Annotated in this window: 20 protein-coding genes; 6 read left to right on the forward strand and 14 right to left on the reverse strand. The window is 67.9% G+C overall.

What is annotated here, in order from left to right:
- Window position 1: 1 nt before the first annotated feature.
- Window positions 2-646, reverse strand: coding sequence for a hypothetical protein (locus tag A3AG_RS0122275; protein ID WP_018007561.1), 645 nt, complete (start codon window positions 644-646; stop codon window positions 2-4).
- A 119-nt stretch (window positions 647-765) separates the two neighbouring features.
- Window positions 766-1,482: a Crp/Fnr family transcriptional regulator gene (locus A3AG_RS0122280; protein WP_026164397.1), complete on the reverse strand. Its 717-nt coding sequence runs from the start codon at window positions 1,480-1,482 to the stop codon at window positions 766-768.
- 210 nt (window positions 1,483-1,692) lie between these two features.
- Here A3AG_RS0122280 and A3AG_RS0122285 point away from each other — a divergent pair, with 210 nt between their 5' ends.
- Window positions 1,693-3,327: an acyl-CoA synthetase gene (locus tag A3AG_RS0122285; protein WP_018007563.1), complete on the forward strand. Its 1,635-nt coding sequence runs from the start codon at window positions 1,693-1,695 to the stop codon at window positions 3,325-3,327.
- Window positions 3,328-3,363: 36 nt separating this feature from the next.
- On the opposite strand, the gene A3AG_RS0122290 is transcribed toward A3AG_RS0122285, so the two are convergent.
- On the reverse strand, window positions 3,364-3,642 hold the full coding sequence (locus A3AG_RS0122290) for a hypothetical protein (RefSeq protein WP_018007564.1): 279 nt from the start codon (window positions 3,640-3,642) through the stop codon (window positions 3,364-3,366).
- Window positions 3,643-3,882: 240 nt separating this feature from the next.
- Window positions 3,883-4,131 carry a hypothetical protein gene (locus tag A3AG_RS0122295; protein ID WP_018007565.1) on the reverse strand — a complete coding sequence of 83 codons (249 nt, stop codon included), beginning with the start codon at window positions 4,129-4,131 and terminating at the stop codon, window positions 3,883-3,885.
- Between the two features lie 133 nt (window positions 4,132-4,264).
- On the opposite strand from A3AG_RS0122295, the gene A3AG_RS31905 reads away from it, so the two are divergent.
- A complete protein-coding gene (locus A3AG_RS31905; protein WP_035849422.1) occupies window positions 4,265-5,392 on the forward strand; it encodes an AGE family epimerase/isomerase in 1,128 nt (375 codons plus the stop codon).
- Between the two features lie 94 nt (window positions 5,393-5,486).
- On the opposite strand, the gene A3AG_RS33580 is transcribed toward A3AG_RS31905, so the two are convergent.
- The 5 genes from A3AG_RS33580 to A3AG_RS0122325 all read right to left on the reverse strand — a co-directional run bounded on the left by A3AG_RS33580 (window position 5,487) and on the right by A3AG_RS0122325 (window position 8,387).
- Complete coding sequence (locus A3AG_RS33580; protein ID WP_081610767.1) at window positions 5,487-5,678, reverse strand: hypothetical protein; 192 nt, start codon at window positions 5,676-5,678, stop codon at window positions 5,487-5,489.
- A 108-nt stretch (window positions 5,679-5,786) separates the two neighbouring features.
- The gene (locus A3AG_RS0122310) at window positions 5,787-6,155 is read right to left on the reverse strand and encodes a hypothetical protein (protein ID WP_018007566.1); all 369 of its coding nucleotides are present in this window, start codon (window positions 6,153-6,155) and stop codon (window positions 5,787-5,789) included.
- Between the two features lie 58 nt (window positions 6,156-6,213).
- Window positions 6,214-6,906 (reverse strand): alpha/beta hydrolase, encoded by a 693-nt coding sequence (locus tag A3AG_RS0122315; protein WP_018007567.1) that lies wholly within the window; start codon window positions 6,904-6,906, stop codon window positions 6,214-6,216.
- A gap of 119 nt (window positions 6,907-7,025) precedes the next feature.
- Window positions 7,026-7,310 carry a hypothetical protein gene (locus A3AG_RS0122320; RefSeq protein ID WP_010812500.1) on the reverse strand — a complete coding sequence of 95 codons (285 nt, stop codon included), beginning with the start codon at window positions 7,308-7,310 and terminating at the stop codon, window positions 7,026-7,028.
- 150 nt (window positions 7,311-7,460) lie between these two features.
- Window positions 7,461-8,387, reverse strand: coding sequence for an alpha/beta hydrolase (locus A3AG_RS0122325; RefSeq protein WP_026164398.1), 927 nt, complete (start codon window positions 8,385-8,387; stop codon window positions 7,461-7,463).
- Window positions 8,388-8,722: 335 nt separating this feature from the next.
- On the opposite strand from A3AG_RS0122325, the gene A3AG_RS0122330 reads away from it, so the two are divergent.
- From A3AG_RS0122330 to A3AG_RS0122355, 4 genes are all read left to right on the forward strand, one after another.
- The gene (locus tag A3AG_RS0122330; RefSeq protein WP_018007569.1) at window positions 8,723-9,109 is read left to right on the forward strand and encodes a hypothetical protein; all 387 of its coding nucleotides are present in this window, start codon (window positions 8,723-8,725) and stop codon (window positions 9,107-9,109) included.
- Between the two features lie 272 nt (window positions 9,110-9,381).
- The gene (locus A3AG_RS0122340) at window positions 9,382-9,948 is read left to right on the forward strand and encodes a TetR/AcrR family transcriptional regulator (RefSeq protein WP_018007570.1); all 567 of its coding nucleotides are present in this window, start codon (window positions 9,382-9,384) and stop codon (window positions 9,946-9,948) included.
- Between the two features lie 396 nt (window positions 9,949-10,344).
- Window positions 10,345-10,965: a hypothetical protein gene (locus tag A3AG_RS0122345; RefSeq protein ID WP_018007571.1), complete on the forward strand. Its 621-nt coding sequence runs from the start codon at window positions 10,345-10,347 to the stop codon at window positions 10,963-10,965.
- Between the two features lie 208 nt (window positions 10,966-11,173).
- Window positions 11,174-11,761 carry a TetR/AcrR family transcriptional regulator gene (locus A3AG_RS0122355; protein ID WP_018007573.1) on the forward strand — a complete coding sequence of 196 codons (588 nt, stop codon included), beginning with the start codon at window positions 11,174-11,176 and terminating at the stop codon, window positions 11,759-11,761.
- Here the strand turns inward: A3AG_RS0122355 and A3AG_RS0122360 are convergent.
- The 5 genes from A3AG_RS0122360 to A3AG_RS0122380 all read right to left on the reverse strand — a co-directional run bounded on the left by A3AG_RS0122360 (window position 11,747) and on the right by A3AG_RS0122380 (window position 17,565).
- Window positions 11,747-12,499, reverse strand: a complete 753-nt coding sequence (locus tag A3AG_RS0122360) for an alpha/beta fold hydrolase (protein ID WP_018007574.1) — start codon at window positions 12,497-12,499, stop codon at window positions 11,747-11,749. The genes A3AG_RS0122355 and A3AG_RS0122360 overlap by 15 nt on opposite strands.
- Entirely contained in the window at window positions 12,496-13,515 is a 1,020-nt protein-coding gene (locus tag A3AG_RS0122365) for a M14 family zinc carboxypeptidase (RefSeq protein WP_018007575.1), read from the reverse strand. Before A3AG_RS0122365 ends, A3AG_RS0122360 begins: the two co-directional genes overlap by 4 nt.
- 3 nt (window positions 13,516-13,518) lie before the next feature.
- Window positions 13,519-14,220 (reverse strand): HAD family hydrolase, encoded by a 702-nt coding sequence (locus tag A3AG_RS0122370; protein ID WP_018007576.1) that lies wholly within the window; start codon window positions 14,218-14,220, stop codon window positions 13,519-13,521.
- Window positions 14,221-14,363: 143 nt separating this feature from the next.
- Window positions 14,364-15,251, reverse strand: a complete 888-nt coding sequence (locus A3AG_RS0122375; RefSeq protein WP_026164399.1) for a LysR substrate-binding domain-containing protein — start codon at window positions 15,249-15,251, stop codon at window positions 14,364-14,366.
- A gap of 157 nt (window positions 15,252-15,408) precedes the next feature.
- Window positions 15,409-17,565 (reverse strand): phosphocholine-specific phospholipase C, encoded by a 2,157-nt coding sequence (locus tag A3AG_RS0122380; RefSeq protein WP_018007578.1) that lies wholly within the window; start codon window positions 17,563-17,565, stop codon window positions 15,409-15,411.
- Window positions 17,566-17,611: the final 46 nt, after the last annotated feature.

Raw genomic sequence — 17,611 nt, forward strand, 5'->3', positions numbered from 1 at the left:
ATCAGGCAGCCGCCCGCGCCAGCCCAGGCCACATTGCCGGCGGCGCGTGAGCGCGGCCACCGGCGCGGCAATCTTCGAGCAGCCGCATGGCGTCGATGCCGAACCAGTCGTGCCAGGCGCGCGCCAGTGCGCTGGCTGAGCGCAGGCCCGCGTGCGCGGCCAGCTGGTCCAGCGCGGGCACCAGGCCGCCGGCGCTGGCCAGCGCGTGCAGCGCATGCGCGGCGCGTTGCTCGCGCAGCAGCGGATGCAGCGCCTCGCCTTCGGCAAAGAGGCGCGCGCGCACCAGGCGCGCCGGCACGTGCCATTGCGCCGCCAGGCGTTCGGCGTTCCAGTCAGTCTCGGGGCGGGAAAAGACCAGGCCGGCAAACTGGCGCGACCAGGGGCGCTCGGCGGGCTTGCCGGCCAGGCGCGGGCAGTCGCTGTCCGGTACGGCGGTCAGGACGATGGCGCAGGGTTGCTGCCAGGTACCGGGCAGGTCGCAGTCGAAGTGGGCGAAGGCGTGCACCACGAACGGGTCACCGGGCCGTACTTCGCGCCGGGCATTGGCGTCGCGCAGGCTGGCGGTGCCGTGCAGGGCTTGCACCTGGACGGCAAAGGGAAAGCGCAGGCGGGCAAAGCGGACGTGGTGACGGCTGACAAGCGGCATGCGGAAGACGACCCGGAAGCTGGCGGCGGTGCGGCGGGTAACTGTCGCAGGATTCGGCGGGCGGCGCAAGGCCGCGGCGGGCGCGTTTGAAGTAAGGGCCAGCCCTGGTGGCTGCAGCGTTACAGCTCTGACATCCCGAAGTGGCGCAGCCGTGGCAGGTCGGTGACGCGGATGCTTTGATACGACAGGCTCACCATGCCCGCATCGGCCAGCCGGCGCAGCGCCTGGTTGACGCGCTGGCGCGAGAGTCCGGTGAGCAGGCCGATCTCTTCCTGAGACAGCTCCAGGACCGGGCTGGTGCGGGGATACAGGTCCGGATGGAACAGCTGCGCGATGGCTTGCGCCACGCGCGCATCGGCGCCCAGCAGGCGGTCGTTCTGCACGGTGGCGATGAACTGGCCCATGCGTTCGTTGAGCTGACGCACGACAAAGCTGGCGAACGGCAGGCTCTGCGCCAGCAGTGTGTTGAAGACCGGCTCGGGCACCAGCAGCACCTGCGAATCGCGGATCGCGATCACGTCATAGCGGCGGTGCTCGCGCTTGATCACGCTGCCTTCGCCGCACCAGCCGCCGGCAGGCACGCCGGAGAAGGTGCAGCCGCGGCCGTCGGGCGTGTACACCGCCAGCTTGATCAGGCCGCTGTCCACGCCGATCCAGTGGCGCGAGGGTTCGCCACGCCGGGCGATGAAGCTGCCCGCGGCAAAGGACTGCAGCAAGGTTTCGCGCGCGGCAAGGGCCTGGTGTGCCGGGGCGAGTTCGCCGAACCAGGCATGGCCGGCCAGCACTGCGGCGGATGCCGGGACGGGAAGGGAAGTGGGGTCTGCGGGTTCGCTCATGGCAGGGGCGGGCGCGCCGCGCTGCATCCTGTAAGAATCGTGTAAGCCTTGCCTGGCGCGGGTTTGCGGCAGGTTTGTCGTCTCGACGACAGTGCGCCGGCGTGTGCGATGATAGCCTTCCATCAGAAAAAGTGACAGCGCCGCAAGGCGCCAGAACGACACAGCGCCCGAATGACCCGGAATGACAGCGACAAGGCGGAGACACTAGCAATGCCAACCGATTTCGACAGCGGCCTGGCCCGCAACGCGGCTAATTTCGTGCCGCTGACACCCATTGATTTCCTGGTCCGCGCCGCCGAGGTGTATGGCGATCGCCTGGCCATCGTCCACGGCCCGCTGCGCCAGAACTGGCGCGACACCTATGCGCGGGCGCGACGCCTGGCCAGCGCGCTGGCACGCGCGGGCGTCGGCAAGGGCGATACCGTGGCCGCGCTGCTGCCCAATACGCCAGCGATGGTGGAAGCGCATTTCGGCGTGCCGATGGCCGGTGCCGTGCTCAATGCGCTGAATATCCGGCTCGACGCCGCCAACCTGCTCTTCATGCTGCGCCATGGCGAGGCGCGCGTGCTGCTGGCCGATACCGAGTTTGCCGAGGTGGCGCGGCAGATGGCGGTGGAACTACCGGGGCTGAAGGTGATTGCCGTGCACGACGTGTTGGGCCCGCCATCGGCGCCGTTCGGCGACACCGACTACGAAGCCTTCCTCGCCGGCGGCGACCCGGCGTATGCCTGGCAACTGCCCGCCGACGAATGGGATGCGATTGCGCTGAACTATACGTCCGGCACCACCGGCGATCCCAAGGGCGTGGTCTACCATCACCGCGGCGCGGCCATCAATGCGGTCTCGAATATCCTCGAATGGGACCTGCCCAAGCACCCGGTCTACCTGTGGACGCTGCCGATGTTCCACTGCAACGGCTGGTGTTTCCCGTGGACGGTAGCGGCGCGCGCGGGCGTCAACGTGTGCCTGCGCAAGTTCGAGCCCAAGCTGGTGTTCGACCTGATGCGCGATGAGGGCGTGACCCACTACTGCGCCGCGCCCATCGTGCATACCGCGCTGGTCAATGCGCCCGCGGCATGGCGCGAGGGCGTGCGCGGGCCGGTGCGCGGCATGGTGGCCGGCGCGCCGCCGCCGGCCGCGGTGCTGGCGCAGATGGAGGCGATGGGCTTCGAGCTGACCCATGTCTACGGCCTGACCGAGGTCTACGGCCCGGCCGCGGTCTGCGCCGAGCAGGACGACTGGAGCACGCTGTCAGAGCAGGACCGCGCGGTGAAGAAGGCGCGCCAGGGCGTGCGCTACCACCTGCAGTCGCAGGTGGCCGTGCTCGACCCCGATTCCATGCAGCCGGTGCCTGCCGATGGCGAGACCATCGGCGAGATCATGTTCCGCGGCAACATCTGCATGAAGGGCTACCTGAAGAACGAAAAGGCCACGCGCGAAGCCTTCGCCGGCGGCTGGTTCCATACCGGCGACCTGGGCGTGTGCATGCCCGACGGCTACATCAAGATCAAGGACCGCAGCAAGGACATCATCATTTCCGGCGGAGAAAACATCTCGAGCGTGGAAGTGGAAGACGCGCTCTACCGGCATCCTGCGGTGCTGGCCGCGGCGGTGGTGGCGCAGCCCGATGCCAAGTGGGGCGAGACGCCGTGCGCCTTTGTCGAACTGAAGGATGGAGCCAGCGTCAGCGCGGAAGAACTGATCGCGCATTGCCGCACGCTGCTGGCGGGCTTCAAGGTGCCCAAGGCGGTCTACTTCGGGCCCTTGCCCAAGACCTCCACCGGCAAGATCCAGAAATTCGAGCTGCGCCGCAAGGTAAAGTCGGATTCGGCGATCGACGTCTGAAATGCAAGCGGCGCCATACGGCGCCGCGTCGTCCATTTAGCGCGCCCGCACCTCGGGCGGCGTTGCGGTCCTGGGCGGTCGATGCCAGTCCGGGCCGATGTCGGGGAACACCTCGCATTCTCCGCGCACGATGCTCTCGATGGTGGCGCATACGCATTCGGTGCCGCGCGGTCCCACGCACACCAGGCTGCGCGGATGATCGCTGTGCTGCGGAATGGCGTAGACCCGCATGCCCTCGCGGAACAGCGGGTGCTTGGTGAGGCGTTCGTTCATCAGTTCAACGAAGCGCTGGGGTGTGACGACCGGCTTGTCCATTGCATGCTCCTGCGGCCTTGGCCACCGTACCCATTTCTTGGGGCGGCATGGCGACCAGGTCAGTAAAGGCCAGGAAGATGACAGGCAGGTGGCAGAAAAGCGCACCGGGCAACAGTGTGTGCCCGGGACGTGGCCGGAATGGAGAATCGCGGGCAATGCATCGCCCGCGTTGCCACTGCCACGCTTCCAGACTAGGTCACGCGGCGCGTAGTGCAAGTGAATCGCGAGATTTCGCCGGCTTCAGGTGATGCGCAATTCGCCTGCGGCGCGCGGGCCGTTCAGGATGCCATTGCCGGCGGCCCAGCACGCGGCCTCGGCCTCCGCGTAGGACCTGTAGGTTCCTGGCGCCGCGACCGTGCAGTCCTCGTCGGCGGCGCCGCAGCGTTCTTCCATGACGATGCGCCAGGTGTACTGGCCCGGTGCGTCCTCGAGGACATGGAGCACCAGGGTGCGATGCTTGTCGGTCAGCGTGAGAGGCAAAGTCGACATGGGTGTCTCCCGTTCGCAGGTAGGCGCATTGATGCTAGCAAGTGCGCGCCGCAAATGCCATGAGGCATTGCGCCCGCGCCATGGCAAGATACGGCCTTTGCGGCAGTCGCCGCGCCGGATTTGTCGCCTCAACATGCCTCTCTCGCCTGAGCTCAACCAACGCATCGCCGCTTTGACGGCACATTACGATGCCGTCGTGCTGCCGCTATGGACCGCCTCCGGCTGGAATCCCGACCTGCTGCTGCCCTATGAAGCGCTCGACGGCGGCAGCGCCGCGCCGCTGCCGCCGTCGCGCTACCGCGCCATGGCGTGTGCGCGCCAGCTGTACGTGTTTTCGCTGGCAGGGCAGCAGACGCATGCCGATACGCTGTTCGGCTCGCTGCAGGCCTATTTCGGCAATGGCGAGGGCGCGTGGATCTACAGCGTCGACCCGGCCGGCGCGCCGCTCGACAGCACACGCGACCTCTACACCCATGCCTTCGTGATCTTCGCCTGCGCCGCGTATTACGCGCGCTTCGGCAACGAGGATGCGCTGGCGGTGCTCGATGAAACCGTCGATATCGTCGAGGACCGCTTCGCTGACGGACAAGGCCTGTACCACGCCGCGCTGACCGAGCACTTCCGCCCCAAGGGCGCGGGCGTGCTGCAGAACCCCGTCATGCACCTGACCGAGGCCTACCTGGCTGCGCTGGATGCTACCGGCGACGAGTGGTATGCGGAACGGCTGCGCGAGATCGCGATGGCGGTGCTTGAGCGTTTTGTCGATGCCGCCAGCGGCTGCGTGGCGGAGTTGCCGCAAGGCAGCGCGGACAACCGCGTCGAGCCCGGGCACCAGTTCGAGTGGTTCTCGCTGGTGGCCGGCAGGCCGGCGCTGTTTGGCGACCTGCCGCTGGCGGATGCCCTGCGCCGCGCCTTCGCGTTCGCGCAGCAGCACGGCGTGGCGGCGGGCACGCTGGGTGTCTGCGCGGCGCTGGAGGCGGGCGGCGCACGGATCGACGGCACCGAGCGCATCTGGGCGCAGACCGAGTTCGCGCGCGCGCTGGCAGTGGAAGGCTCGGCGCAGTCTCTGGCCACGCTGGCTGACTGGGCCGCGCTGTTCCGCAACCGTTTTCTGTCTGCGCAAGGCTGGCATGAGTGCCTGGCGCCGACCGGCGACGTGGTGCGTGCCGAGATGCCGTCGACCTCGCCCTATCACCTGGCCACGTCTTACCAGGCGCTGGCTGTCGTTGCCGGGCTGCAATGGCCTGCGCCGGCTGCCTGACCCCACGGACCAGGGCGTTGTCAATTCTTTGCAGTTGCCGTCAGAGCGCGCGTCTACACTCAAGCCCGCGCTCCGGTCCGCATCGCAATCCTTCTTAACTACCTGGTCGTCGTTCTGAAGTTGCGGGCGGGAGTGCGCCTGCCGGCTTGACGCGGACAGCCATTTGTTCGACGCGCCGCTGCGCCCGGGTTTCGGCGTGGTCGTTCAGGATCAGGCACAGCAGCGTCAGCAAGGCTGCCGCGATCATGCTCAGCGCAATCCAGGCCAGGCAGTGCTTGCGTTCCATGGTGGCGGACAGTGGGGCGTCATTGGTGCGCGAAGTTTAAGCGCGCATACGCCGGGCGATTGTCAACCTTTGCAAACGCAGCCTGCCTTGCAGGCTTCGCGGTCGTCCTTATTCCGTCACGCCGTGCTCGTGCAGCAGCCGCTCGCATTCCTCAAGCATGTCGTAGGCGAACGCGGACTGGTAGTTGGGATCGAGCGCTTCCATCATCTCGTGCGCGGCATAGAGGCCGGCTTCGCGCGACAGCGTCTCGGCGAGCTGCCGCGCAAACTGGTCGCTCAGTTCGGACAGCAGGCGCCGTTCCGACAGCGGCAGCTGCAGCCTGGAGCGCGACAGCCATTCACCGGCCAGCGTGGCGCCCTGGGCGTCGGTCATCCACTTGCGGTGTTCGTAGTAGGCCGACAGGCGTTCCGCGGCCAGCGCAAACAGCAGCGCCTTGCGGGTATTGAAATCGATCCGGCGGGGTGGGGCGAGGGTCATGCTTGCAGCTTGGTGCGGACCGGCGCGGCGAGTGCCGGTCGTCGTCTTGTCGAAGGGATCAGTCGGGCGCGGCGCCGGCCTGCGCAAAGCGCGAAGCCAGCCAGGCGCCGATATCCGCAATCTCTTCCAGGCACACCGCATGGCCCATCGGATAGGTGTGCCATGTCACCGGATTCGGCCGCGCCTGCACGAAATCGCGTGCGGCCACGCCCATGGCCAGCGGCACCACGTCGTCCTGCGTGCCATGGGCGGCGAACACCGGCGTGGCGGCGTTGGCCGAGTTGGTTTCGGCAGCGAGCGTCGACGGTGCGGGGATGTAGGTGGACAGCGCAACGATGCCGGCCAGCGGCTCCGCGTGGGTCAGTCCGGCGGTGTAGGCGATGGCGCCGCCTTGCGAGAAGCCGGCCAGCACGATGCGCCCGGTCGGGATGCCGCGCGCATTTTCTCGTGCGATCAGGGCGCGGATGGCCTCGCAGGATGCGCGGATGCCGGTCTCGTCGGCGCGGCGGCCGGCCTGGTCGAGGGAAACGATGTCATACCATGCCGGCATGACGTAGCCACCATTGCAGGTCACCGGTATTGCCGGCGCATGTGGGAAGATAAAGCGCACGCCGGGCGCGGCCGGCAGCCGCAACTCGGGCACCACCGGGGCGAAGTCGCTGCCATCGGCGCCCAGTCCGTGCATCCAGATGACGGCGCAGCCGGGATTGGGCGCGGTTTCAATTTCGATCGCGGGCAGCAGTTCGCTCATGGGGCCGGTTCCTGTGGGTGGTCTGCCTGCGCCACGGGGGCGTCAGGCAGCGCGAGTATCGCACAGGTCCGGACCTGCCTTGCCGCATGCCCTGGCACGTGCCGCGGCAGGAGTCCGCTTCAGGCTGCGGACGGAACGATCGGCACCGTGGTCAGGCCGGGCGTGCGTGCCGGCAATTCGGGCATGGCGGGTGGCGTGGCGCGGCGCTTGTCGACCACGTCTTCCACGCCCTTGGCCGCGACATCTTCCAGGAACGCCACCATGTCGCGGTAGTAGGCCACCTGCATCTGTGCCTCTAGCAAGCGCCGTTCGGCCTGGAATAGCGTCAGCCTCATGTCTTGCAGTTCCCTTTCGGCGATTTTTTCCGGGGTCGGCGGACTGAACAAGTTTGCAAGCCAACGCATGGCAGTACCTCCAGTGCTGTCAACAGCGAGTTTGCGTGCTTTCGCCATGAGGACCAATATAGACAAGAAATCGATAACGCGTCCCTCGGACACTTGGCCGTGGCGCCTCGCCCACAAGGATGATTGCCGCTTGCGGGACTCTACGTTAGATTAATCGGCCATGATGTGTCCGGCATCACGCGCTTGCTGCGATGGCGCTTCGGGGCCGGTTGCCTGTGCATGCATGAAGCGCAGGATCGGCGGCCAGAAGGTGTCGATATGCTCCGGCAGTATGGCCGCATCGTGCGGCATGGCATCGTGCATGACCAGCGCATGCAGATGCCTGGCAGCGCTTGCCACGCGTTCCGCGTGGGGCGGCACGATGACCACGTCGTCACGGCTGTGCACCACCAGCAGCGGCCGTTCCAGCTTGCTCGCGCGCGCCGCGTTGTTCCATGGGTCCGGCAGCAGCCACGCCGCCCATGCGGGAATGCGCCCGGTCTGCACCGCGGCCAGCCGCGCCGAGCTGAAGCCCGCGGCTATCACATAGCCATCCGGCTGCGGCTCGAAGCGCCGCGCCACGTCGAGCAGGATGCCCGAGCCCAGCGAATGTCCCAGCACCACGCGCCGTTTCGATTGCGGCGTGGCGGCGATGAACTGCCGGTAAGCGGCCAGCGCATCCTGCCGCAACCGGCGCACGCTGGGCCGTCCGCTGCTGCGCCCATAGCCGCTGTAGTCGAACACATAGGAAGCGATGCCCGCATCGGCCAGCATGGCTTGAACCGGTGCCCAGTCGGGCAGGCATTCGTTGTCGCCATGGCACACCATCAGGGCCGGTGCTTCGGGATCTGCCACCGGCATGAAGGCCGCGTGGAGGATGCGGTCGCCGCTGGCGAAGGTGGCGTGCCGCACCATCGGGGCGGAATTGTCGGGTGGTTCCGCGGGGCTTGTCTCATCCGTTGGCGTGACAAACGCTTTGCGCTCCAGCGCACGAAACAGCAGATGCCGCGCGACCCCGGCCGCCACGGCCATGCCTGCTGCCGCAGCCAGCCAGCGGTGACGCACGGTTTGAGAAGTGGGGGGCCGGTCAGGATTCATCTTCTTCAGGCTAGCAGGCCGGGCTCTGCAAGTGAAGAATTGTTCATTCAGAAGCGCTTTTCCCGGGAGGACGCAGTTGGCTATCCCGTCGATAGAAATCTTTTTCCTTGACTATCTACCTATCAGTAGATAGCATTCAGTCCATGGCACCGCTGCACCGCCAACGAAATCAAGAAGGCACGAGAATGTGGCGATTCCATGGCATGACCTGAACGGTCATTTTTTCAGGCCCGGTAATCTATCTACTAGTAGATGCGAGTCTGGAAAGCGACCCGCCGAATCACCACCGACGCCGAATTTGACGCGATCCCGAACATCGCACCCAGGAGCCCATCATGACCAAGACCGCCAAGACCCTGATCACCGCCGCCACCCTTGCCGCCGCGCTCGCCGGCGGTGTCGCGCAGGCCGCCGGAGTGGACGCCAACGCCGGTGACAAGTACGGCTACAGCTATCGCGTCGGCAAGGTCGATGCCTTCACCGACGGCGCCCGCACCGGCAAGTTCGACCCGTTCACAGAGGGTGCGCGCAGCGGCCAGTTCGATCCGTTCACCGAAGGCGCACGCGTCGGCAAGACCGACCCGTACACGGATGGTTTCCGCACCGTGGCGGGCCTGGACCGTACCGGCGTCTCGTCCGAGCCGGCCCGCAGCTTCGACCCGTACACGGACGGTGCGCGCGTCGGCAAGGCCGACCCCTATACCGACGGCGCCCTGGCCTGATTGCTGCCGGCACCGGCCGGCGGCCCACCACTTACGATGGCGGCCCGTGGCCGCCGTCCGATGGAGTCCATCATGAGTTTGCGTGACAGCATCCTGTTGCTTGGCGGATGGCTGGTCCTTTGCGTGACGAGTGGCTCGATGATTACCTTCGCCGCGCAGGTCCTGCCTGGCTAATCGCCCATGTAATGCACTGTGCCCCGAGGCTAGGGAATTACCCCAGCCCCGGGGCATTTCAACTTGAGCGTCTATCTTCGCGTAGATAAACTGCTTGCATGAAAACCCAATCCGTACGCGAGCAATTGCTCGAGCACACCCTGATCCTGATCCGGCGGCGCGGCTTCAACGGCTTCAGCTACCGCGACCTGGCGGAACTGGTGGGCGTGAAGACCTCCAGCATCCACTATTACTTTCCGACCAAGGAAGACCTGGTCCAGGAAGCGGTGAAGGAATACAGCGCCCGCCTGGCCGAGCGCATCAACGGCATCGACACCAGCCTGCCGGTTACCGAGCAAGCCGCGATCTACCTGGCGCCGTTCCGCGCCAGTTGCGGCTCCGACCAGATCTGCCTGTGCGGCATGCTGTCGACCGAGACGCTGTGCCTGCCGGAATCGGTACACAAGATGCTGCAGGGTTTCTTTCTGCTCAACGAACAATGGCTGGCCGGGCTGCTGGAACGGGCCCAGCCCCATCGCAGCACGCCGTTCCCGGTGCCCCCGGCGCGGCTGGCACAGGTGGTATTCGGCTCGCTGCAGAGCGGACTGATCGCGGCACGCCTGTTCGGCACGTCGGACCGCGTTGAAGCCGCTGCCGACACGCTGATGGCTGCCGTATCCGGTTGAGTTTGCGCGCGATATCAGTGGCGCGTCTGAAGCCGTCATGTGGCGCGAGCGGCATGACGGTTTTTTTATCTGCCTGCCGCGCACCCCGTCGTTACGGAAAACCTGTTCATAAACAACGGCTTAAGGCGTTATGAGGAATGCCTATCGGAGCGATAGAAACGTTTTTCCTTGACTCTCTACCTAGTAGTAGATAGTATCAAGGCCATGGAAGCGCTGCACCGCCCCCAACAAGCAAGACCAGGCGGCACGCGGCGATCCCATTGCACGACCGGAAGCGGTCATTTTTTTGAGGCTGGTTATCTATCTACTGATAGATGCGGAATCGAAAGAAGGACTGCAACAGCCACTGATACCGAATTTCACGCGATCCGAAACCATCGCACCCAGGAGCCCATCATGACCAAGACCGCCAAGACCCTGATTACCGCCGCCACCCTTGCCGCCGCGCTCGCCGGCGGTGTCGCGCAGGCCGCCAGCGTGAACGCCAACGCCGGCGACAAGTACGGCTACAGCTATCGCGTCGGCAACGCCGATGCCTTTACCGACGGCGCCCGCACGGGCAAGTTCGACCCGTTCACGGAAGGTGCGCGCAGCGGCCAGTTCGATCCGTTCACCGAAGGCGCACGCGTCGGCAAGACCGACCCGTACACCGACGGCGCGCGCACGGTCGCGGCCGCGGTGCCGGCAGACAGCTACGGCTACAACTACCGCAGCGGCAACGCCGATCCGTTCACTGATGGTGCCCGCGTAGGCAAGCCCGACCCGTACACCGACGGTGCCCGCACGGTAGCCGGCCTGGATCGCGGCGGCGTGTCGGCCGAGCCGGCCCGCAGCTTCGACCCGTACACGGACGGTGCGCGCGTCGGCAAGGCTGATCCGTACACCGACGGCGCCCGCACGGTGGCCGGCCTGGATCGCAGCGGCGTGTCGGCGGCGCCGGCCCGCAGCTTCGACCCGTACACGGACGGTGCACGCGTGGGCACGGTGGATCCGTACACCGACGGCGCCATCGCCTGAAAGCCGGCCGGCCTGGTGCCGGCCATCGACAAACACCGGGCCGCCACGGTGCGGCCCCGCTTCAGGAGTTGATCATGCGTTGGCGTGACACTGCGCTGATCCTGGGCGGATGGGTAGGGCTTTGCCTGGCAAGCGGGTCCCTCATCACGCTGATCGCACAAACGCTGCCGGCCTGAATGGCCCGGCGGCAAGCCGAGGAGTCGATGCCATGAATACGCCAACCGTACGCGAGCAACTGGTCGAACATGCGCTGGTGCTGATCCGCCGCCGGGGCTTCAACGGTTTCAGCTATCGCGACCTGGCCGAACTGGTCGGCGTGAAGACCTCGAGCATCCACTATTACTTCCCGTCCAAGGACGACCTGGTGCTCGAAGCGGTGCGTGAGTACAGCGCACGCAAGCGGGCAAGGCTGCAGGCCATCGATACCAGCCTGCCGTGCGCCGAGCAGGCGCGGCAGTACCTGCAGCCGCTGCGCGACGGCGCCTGCACCGACCAGGCCTGCGTGGTGGGCATGCTGTCGGCCGACGTGCTGACCATGCCTGACACCGTGCGCGCCGCGATGCAGGACTTCACCCGCCTTAACGAGCAGTGGCTGGCGCGCCTGTTCGAACAGGCCGCCGCCCGGGGCGCGGCGCCGTTTGCGCTGCCGCCGCAGCAGCTGGCGCAGGTGGTATTCGGCGCGCTGCAGAACGGGCTGATCAGCGCGCGGCTGTTCGGCACGTGGGAACGCGTCGATGCCGCGGCGGCGCTGCTGGCCAGCGCCATGCCGGTCGAGGAAGCGCTAGCCGAAGCGTGATCCGGCGCGCGCGACCGCATCGCATACCCACTGCGGGTCGTCGTGCGGCAGGTCATGGCCGGCCCAGTGGTGCGTCAGCAGGGGTACATCCCAGGCCTGCGCGATGCGCGCCGAACAGGCCGGGTTGACCAGGCGGTCCGCCGCCGAGGCCAGCAGCAATACCGGACAGCGCGGCGGCTCGGCGGGCGCGCAGTAGCGCGCGGCAGCCAGCAGTTGCGCCAGTGCGGCCTGCCGGCTGACCGGTGCGTCCGCCGCGATGGCCTGCCACTGCGCGAGGTCGGCGGCCAGCGTATCGGTGCGCGCGCAGGTGATGGCGTGGATGGTCCGTTCGCAATACGCGCGATCCCGCCAGCGCTGCGCCACGCGCAGCAGCCTGCCCCAGTTGCGCGGACGCAGGCGCTGCGCCGGCGTGCAGAAGGGCCGCATGCTGGTGTTGACCAGCACCAGGCCGCTCACTTCCTCCGGATACGCGCTGGCCCACTCGGTCGCGGCCATCGCCCCGAGCGACATGGCCAGCACGCGGTATGGTCCCGGCACCCCGGCGGCGGTCAGCTGGCGCCGCACCGCGGTCACCATGTCGCGCACGCTCCACGGCGCGGGCTGCGCCGACAGCGCGCCATTGCCGGGCAGGTCAGGCAACAGCGGGCGTCCCAGACCGGCTGCCTCCCAGCGCGCCGGCAGCGTTCCCCAGTGGCGCGATTCACGCGTCAGTCCCCGCAAGAATACCCATCGGCTCATGGCGGCTCCGTGTGCCAGTGCGCGTGTGCCTGCTGCAGCAGTTCGTCGCGCTGCGCGCCGCGGGGCAGCCAGCGGTCCGACGCATAGGCGATGCGGCCGAGAAAGTCGAACAGGCTGACGTGCCGGCGCAGCACGCGCGCGGTGCGGTGCGCCTTGATCGGGTTGAAGATGCCCTCGCGCGAGAACAGCTGGCGCGGGTTTTTCTTGATCCACAGCCACGAGCCCAGCTCCAGCGTCATCGGCAGGAACAGGTTGCCGCGCGGGGCCAGGTCATAGGCGTGGTCCCACAGGTCGCCGTGCAACAGGTACTGGTGGCTCTGCGGCTCGAAGGTATAGCCATGGTGCGGGTGCGCCTGCTCGAACAGGGTCTTGAGCAGGTACATCTCGGCCAGGTGCGGCATCGGCCGGCGCGTGCGCGCGTAGGGAAACCAGATGCTGTCGCGCCAGCCGTAGCCGGAATGGCAGTCCACCGCAAAGCTGAGCGGGCGCGGCAGCAGTTCCTGCCGGACCACGCGCAGCAGGGCGCTGCTTTCGAGCTCCATCGGCGCGCCCGCGGCGCCGCGGTACCACGGCAGCCAGGCGCCGATACGCTGTCCGCCGGCCAGGAAGGGCACGGGCGCGTCGGCATCCTGCGGGCCGTTGCGCATCAGGTCGACGCCGTTGGGGTTGGCGCGCGTGCCGGCCCACATGCCGCCGGGATTGACGATGGGCATGAACACCAGCCGCACCGATTGCAGCTCGCGGTGCAGCAGCTCGTCCCAGGCCAGGCGGGACAGCACCGAACGCAGGTAATCCAGCACCAGTTGCGTGCCGATGCGCTCCAGCCCGTGTATGCCGCCGAAGATGCCGATGGCCGGCGCACCCGGGTCGCGGCTGCCCAGCGTGGCGACATGCACGCCAAAGCGGTGGCCCTGCACGGTGGTCTCGCACACCACCTGGGTATCGAGCACGTGGCTGCCGGCATCCAGCAAGGTCAGCAACTGATCATATTCCGGGAAGTCGGCGCGCGGGTGCATGGATCAGGTGGCCGGCACGCCTGCCGCCGCGAACAGCTGCATGACCGGCCAGCCACGCGCGCCGGCCGTGTCGCGCAGGGTCGGGTCGGGATTGACGGCGACGGGGTGGCCGACGCTTTCGAGCAGCGGCAGGTCGTTGCGCGAGTCGCTGTAGAAGGTGGCGTGGGTCAGTTCCGTGTGCGCCAGGCCGAGCGTATCGAGCCAAGCCAGCACGCGCAGCACCTTGCCCGGTCCATAGGCGGGCACCCCGGCCAGCGCGCCGGTGAATTCGCCGCGCACGTCGAGCTCGGCCTCTACCGCCAGCAGGTGCGGCACGCCCAGCTCGCGCGCGATCGGCTCGGTGATGAAGCGGCAGGTGGCGGTGACGATGCAGCACAGGTCGCCGGCGCCGAGATGGCGCGCCAGCAGGCTGCGCGTGGCGGGCGGGATCGCGGGCACGATCACGTCGCGCATGTAGTCGGCGCGCCATTGCGTCAGGCGCTGGCGCGGATGGCGTGCCAGCAGGCCCAGCGCAAAGCGCGCATGGGCGGCGAAGTCGAGGCGCCCGGCCTGGTAGGCGGCCAGCCAGCGCGCGTTGTGCGCGTCGATCTCGGCCGCATCGGCGCCGCCGACGGCGACGAGGTAGCGCGCCCATTCGTACTCGCTGTCGAGCGGCAGCAAGGTGTGGTCCAGGTCGAACAGGGCGAGGCGAGGTGCGGCAGGCATGCGGGAGGGCTCCGTAGGCGAAACCGCCAAGCTTGGCGCGGCGCGGTGACCGCGCGGTGATGAAGGACCGAAGTTTTCCGATGCCGGCATCGGCGGCTGCAACGCGGCACGCGTGGGCGCTATTTTCACCACCATGCGTTGCTTCAGGCAGCCTGGACCGCGGCAGCCGGTTCGTCCAGCGCCACGCAATCCAGGAAGGCGCCGACCAGCCGCGTCTGCCGCCGGCTCTGCAGGCAGTACAGGTATTCGTGCAAGACCGGCGCGCCCGACGCAAACGGTACCACGCGCAGCAGCGGGTCGCGCGGCACCTCGCCCAGCGGCACCACGCTGGCGCCCAGGCCCTGGCGGATCGCCTCGTAGATGGCCTCGCGGCTGCCGATCACGGTGTGCGGCGGCAATTCCAGCCCGCAGCCTGCCAGCGCGGTTTCGATCGTCTTGCGCGTCATCGAGCCGTGCTCGCGCACCAGCAGGTGGCAGCCGCGCAACTGCGGCAGGTCGATTTGCGCAAGCCGTGCCAGCGCATGGTCGGGATGCACCACCAGCACCATCGGGTCGCTCGCCAGCCGGATGCGGGCCAGGCGGTCATCGTCCACCGGGTGCGACGACACCGCCGCGTCGATGCGATACTCGAACAGCGCTTCGAGCATCTGTTGCGAGTTGCCGATGTCCAGGCTCACATCGATCGCCGGATAGCGCTGCCGGAACGCCGCCACCGCGCGCAGGATGTAATACGGCCCGGTGGCGCCGATGCGCAGGTTGCCGAAGCGCAGGTTGCCGGCGTTGCGCAGCAGGTAGTCGGCATTGCCTTCCTGCTGCATCAGTTGCTCGACCACCGGCATCAGCGCCACGCCGACGTCGCTCAGGTCGACGCGGCTGGCGCGGCGATGGAACAGCTCCACGCCGTAGGTTTCCTCCAGCTGGCGGATGCGTCCCGTGACCGTGGGCTGGCTCACGCGCAACTGCCGCGCCGCCATGGTGATGCTGCCCTGGCGCGCCACTTCGAAAAAGGTCAACAGCAGGTCGCCTAGCATGGTCATCCGCGCGGAGTTGGGGGGGAAGGTCCGGACCGGGCCGGACGACCGCGCAGTCTAGCGGCCCAATATGACAAAACGGCTACGCCCGCCCGGGCCGGGTCCGCTTGGGACCGGCCGGGGCGGGACTGGCGTTGCGGCCGGGCGGGCGTTGGCGTCAGCCGGCCGCGCCCATCGCCGGGTCGGACACGCCGTCCTTGCCGGTTTCGATGCGCCCGGCAAAGCGGCGCGTAAAGCCGCCTTGCGCGGTGGTGACGGTGAAGTCGTACCAGTTGCCCTGGCGCGCCACCGGCCAGTGCTGCTGCAGCTGCATGCCCGCCGGCACCTCGTACGTCCACGGGCCGTCGGTGCGGTAGGCGTTGGCCTGGACCGTGAAGGTGCAGGGCGCGCTACCGGTATTGATCAGGTCCACGTACACCGCGGCGTTGGCGATGTCATAGCAGACGCGAATTTCCGGCGCGCTGGCGCCGGCCGCGGTCACCGCCGCCACGTCGCCGCGGAAGGCGCGGTGGAAGCCGTTCGGGCCCAGCACCCACAGGTCGTACTTGCCGCCGTCGGTGGCAAAGACGTCCCAGCTGCCATGCAGCTCCTTGCCGGGCTCGACCATATAACGGCGCGGCACGCGGTCCAGGTGCAGCCGGTCGTAGACGTGGAACACCGCCGCCGCGGTGCCGGTGTTGCTGAAGAGCAGCCACACCGCGCGCTGGTCGCGGGCGTCTTCGCGCGCGCTGACGTGCAGTTCATAGGGCAGGGCGCGCGACGGGCGCGTGCCGGGATCCTGTTGCGGCATCTGCTGGCTGCCGGCCGGCGGCAGCGGCACCTGAGGCAGCACGCCTTGCGCGGTGCGGATGGCGTCGGCGCTGGCCTTGTCGCGGCTCGGCAGTTGCGGCAGTGGGTTGGTGTTGGGACTGACGAAATTGAAGGCCGAGGTCAGGTCGCCCGCCACCGCGCGGCGGAAGCCGCTGATATTGGGCTCGGCCACGCCGAAGCGCGCCTCCAGGAAGCGCAGCACCGAGGTGTGGTCGAACACCTGCGAATTGACCCAGCCGCCGCGGCTCCACGGCGAGACCACGTACATCGGCACGCGCGGGCCGGGGCCGTAGGGACGCTTGTCGACGTGGTACTCCGGCCTGAGCTGCTCCGGGTCGAGCGTGGTGGCGCCCGCCAGCGTGTCGCCATCATAGGCCGGCGCGCACGGCGGCGGCAGATGGTCGAAATAGCCGTCGTTCTCGTCGAAGTTGATCAGCAGCACGGTCTTGCTCCAGACCGCGGGATTGGCGGTCAGGGCGTCGAGCACCTCCTGCGTGTACCAGGCGCCCTGCACCGGGCTGGACGGCCCGGGGTGCTCCGAGTACGTCGCCGGCGCCACGATCCACGACACCTGCGGCAGCTTGCCCGCGGCGATGTCGTCGCGCAGCGCCTGCAGGAAGCCGCCGTCGGGCATGGTGTTGGCCACGCCCTTGAGCAGCGGGCTGACCGCGTCGTCGGCGCTGGTGTACGGCGGATACGGGCTGCCGTTGGCCTGGTTGCCGCGCGCGGCATTGGCGTCGCGATATTGCTTGAATCCCGCGAGCGGGTTGTCGGTGAAGTTGTCCGGCATGTTCTGGTAGACCTTCCAGCTCACGCCGGCGGTTTCCAGGCGCTCCGGGTAGGTCTTCCAGGTGTAGGGCGTGTTCGAGCCCGTGAACGAGTCGCCGCTGTTGTCGATCACCGGGCCGCCGAAGGCGCCGGCCGGATCGTTGGTGCCGGTCCAGTGGAACAGGCGGTTGGGATTGGTGCCGCCATGGAAACTGCAGTGATAGGCGTCGCACAGCGTGAAGGCATTGGCCAGCGCCACCTGGAAATCCAGCTCGGCTTCGGTGTAGTAGCCCATCGACTGGGTCTGCTTGTAGGTAGGCCACTTGTTCATGCGGCCCAGGTCCCAGGCGTTCTGCGCGTCCGGATAGGAGTGCGGGGTGCCGCTGACGCGCTGTGCATTGCCGGCGCTGCTGTCCAGGTGGTAGGGCAGCACGGTGCGGGTGGTGCTGCCGTTGGTATAGGTCTGCTGCCAGACGTTCAGGCCGCCCGCCAGCGGGATCGGGAAGCGGTCGCCGAAGCCGCGCACGCCGCGCAGCGTGCCGAAGTAGTTATCGAACGAGCGGTTCTCCTGCATCAGGATGACCACGTGCTCGACATCGCGGATGGTCCCGGTGGCGTTATTGGCCGGGATCGCCAGGGCGCGGCGGATCGACGGCGGGAAGGCCGCCAGCGCGGCGGTGGCGGCGGCGCTGCCGCCGGCAAGCTTGAGGAAGTTGCGTCTGCTTTGGGGATTCATGGGATTCGGTGCCGGATGGTTGCGGGGAGGTAGACGGCCGGGCCGG

It is taken from the genome of Cupriavidus neocaledonicus (genome assembly GCF_000372525.1).
GTDB lineage: Bacteria > Pseudomonadota > Gammaproteobacteria > Burkholderiales > Burkholderiaceae > Cupriavidus > Cupriavidus neocaledonicus.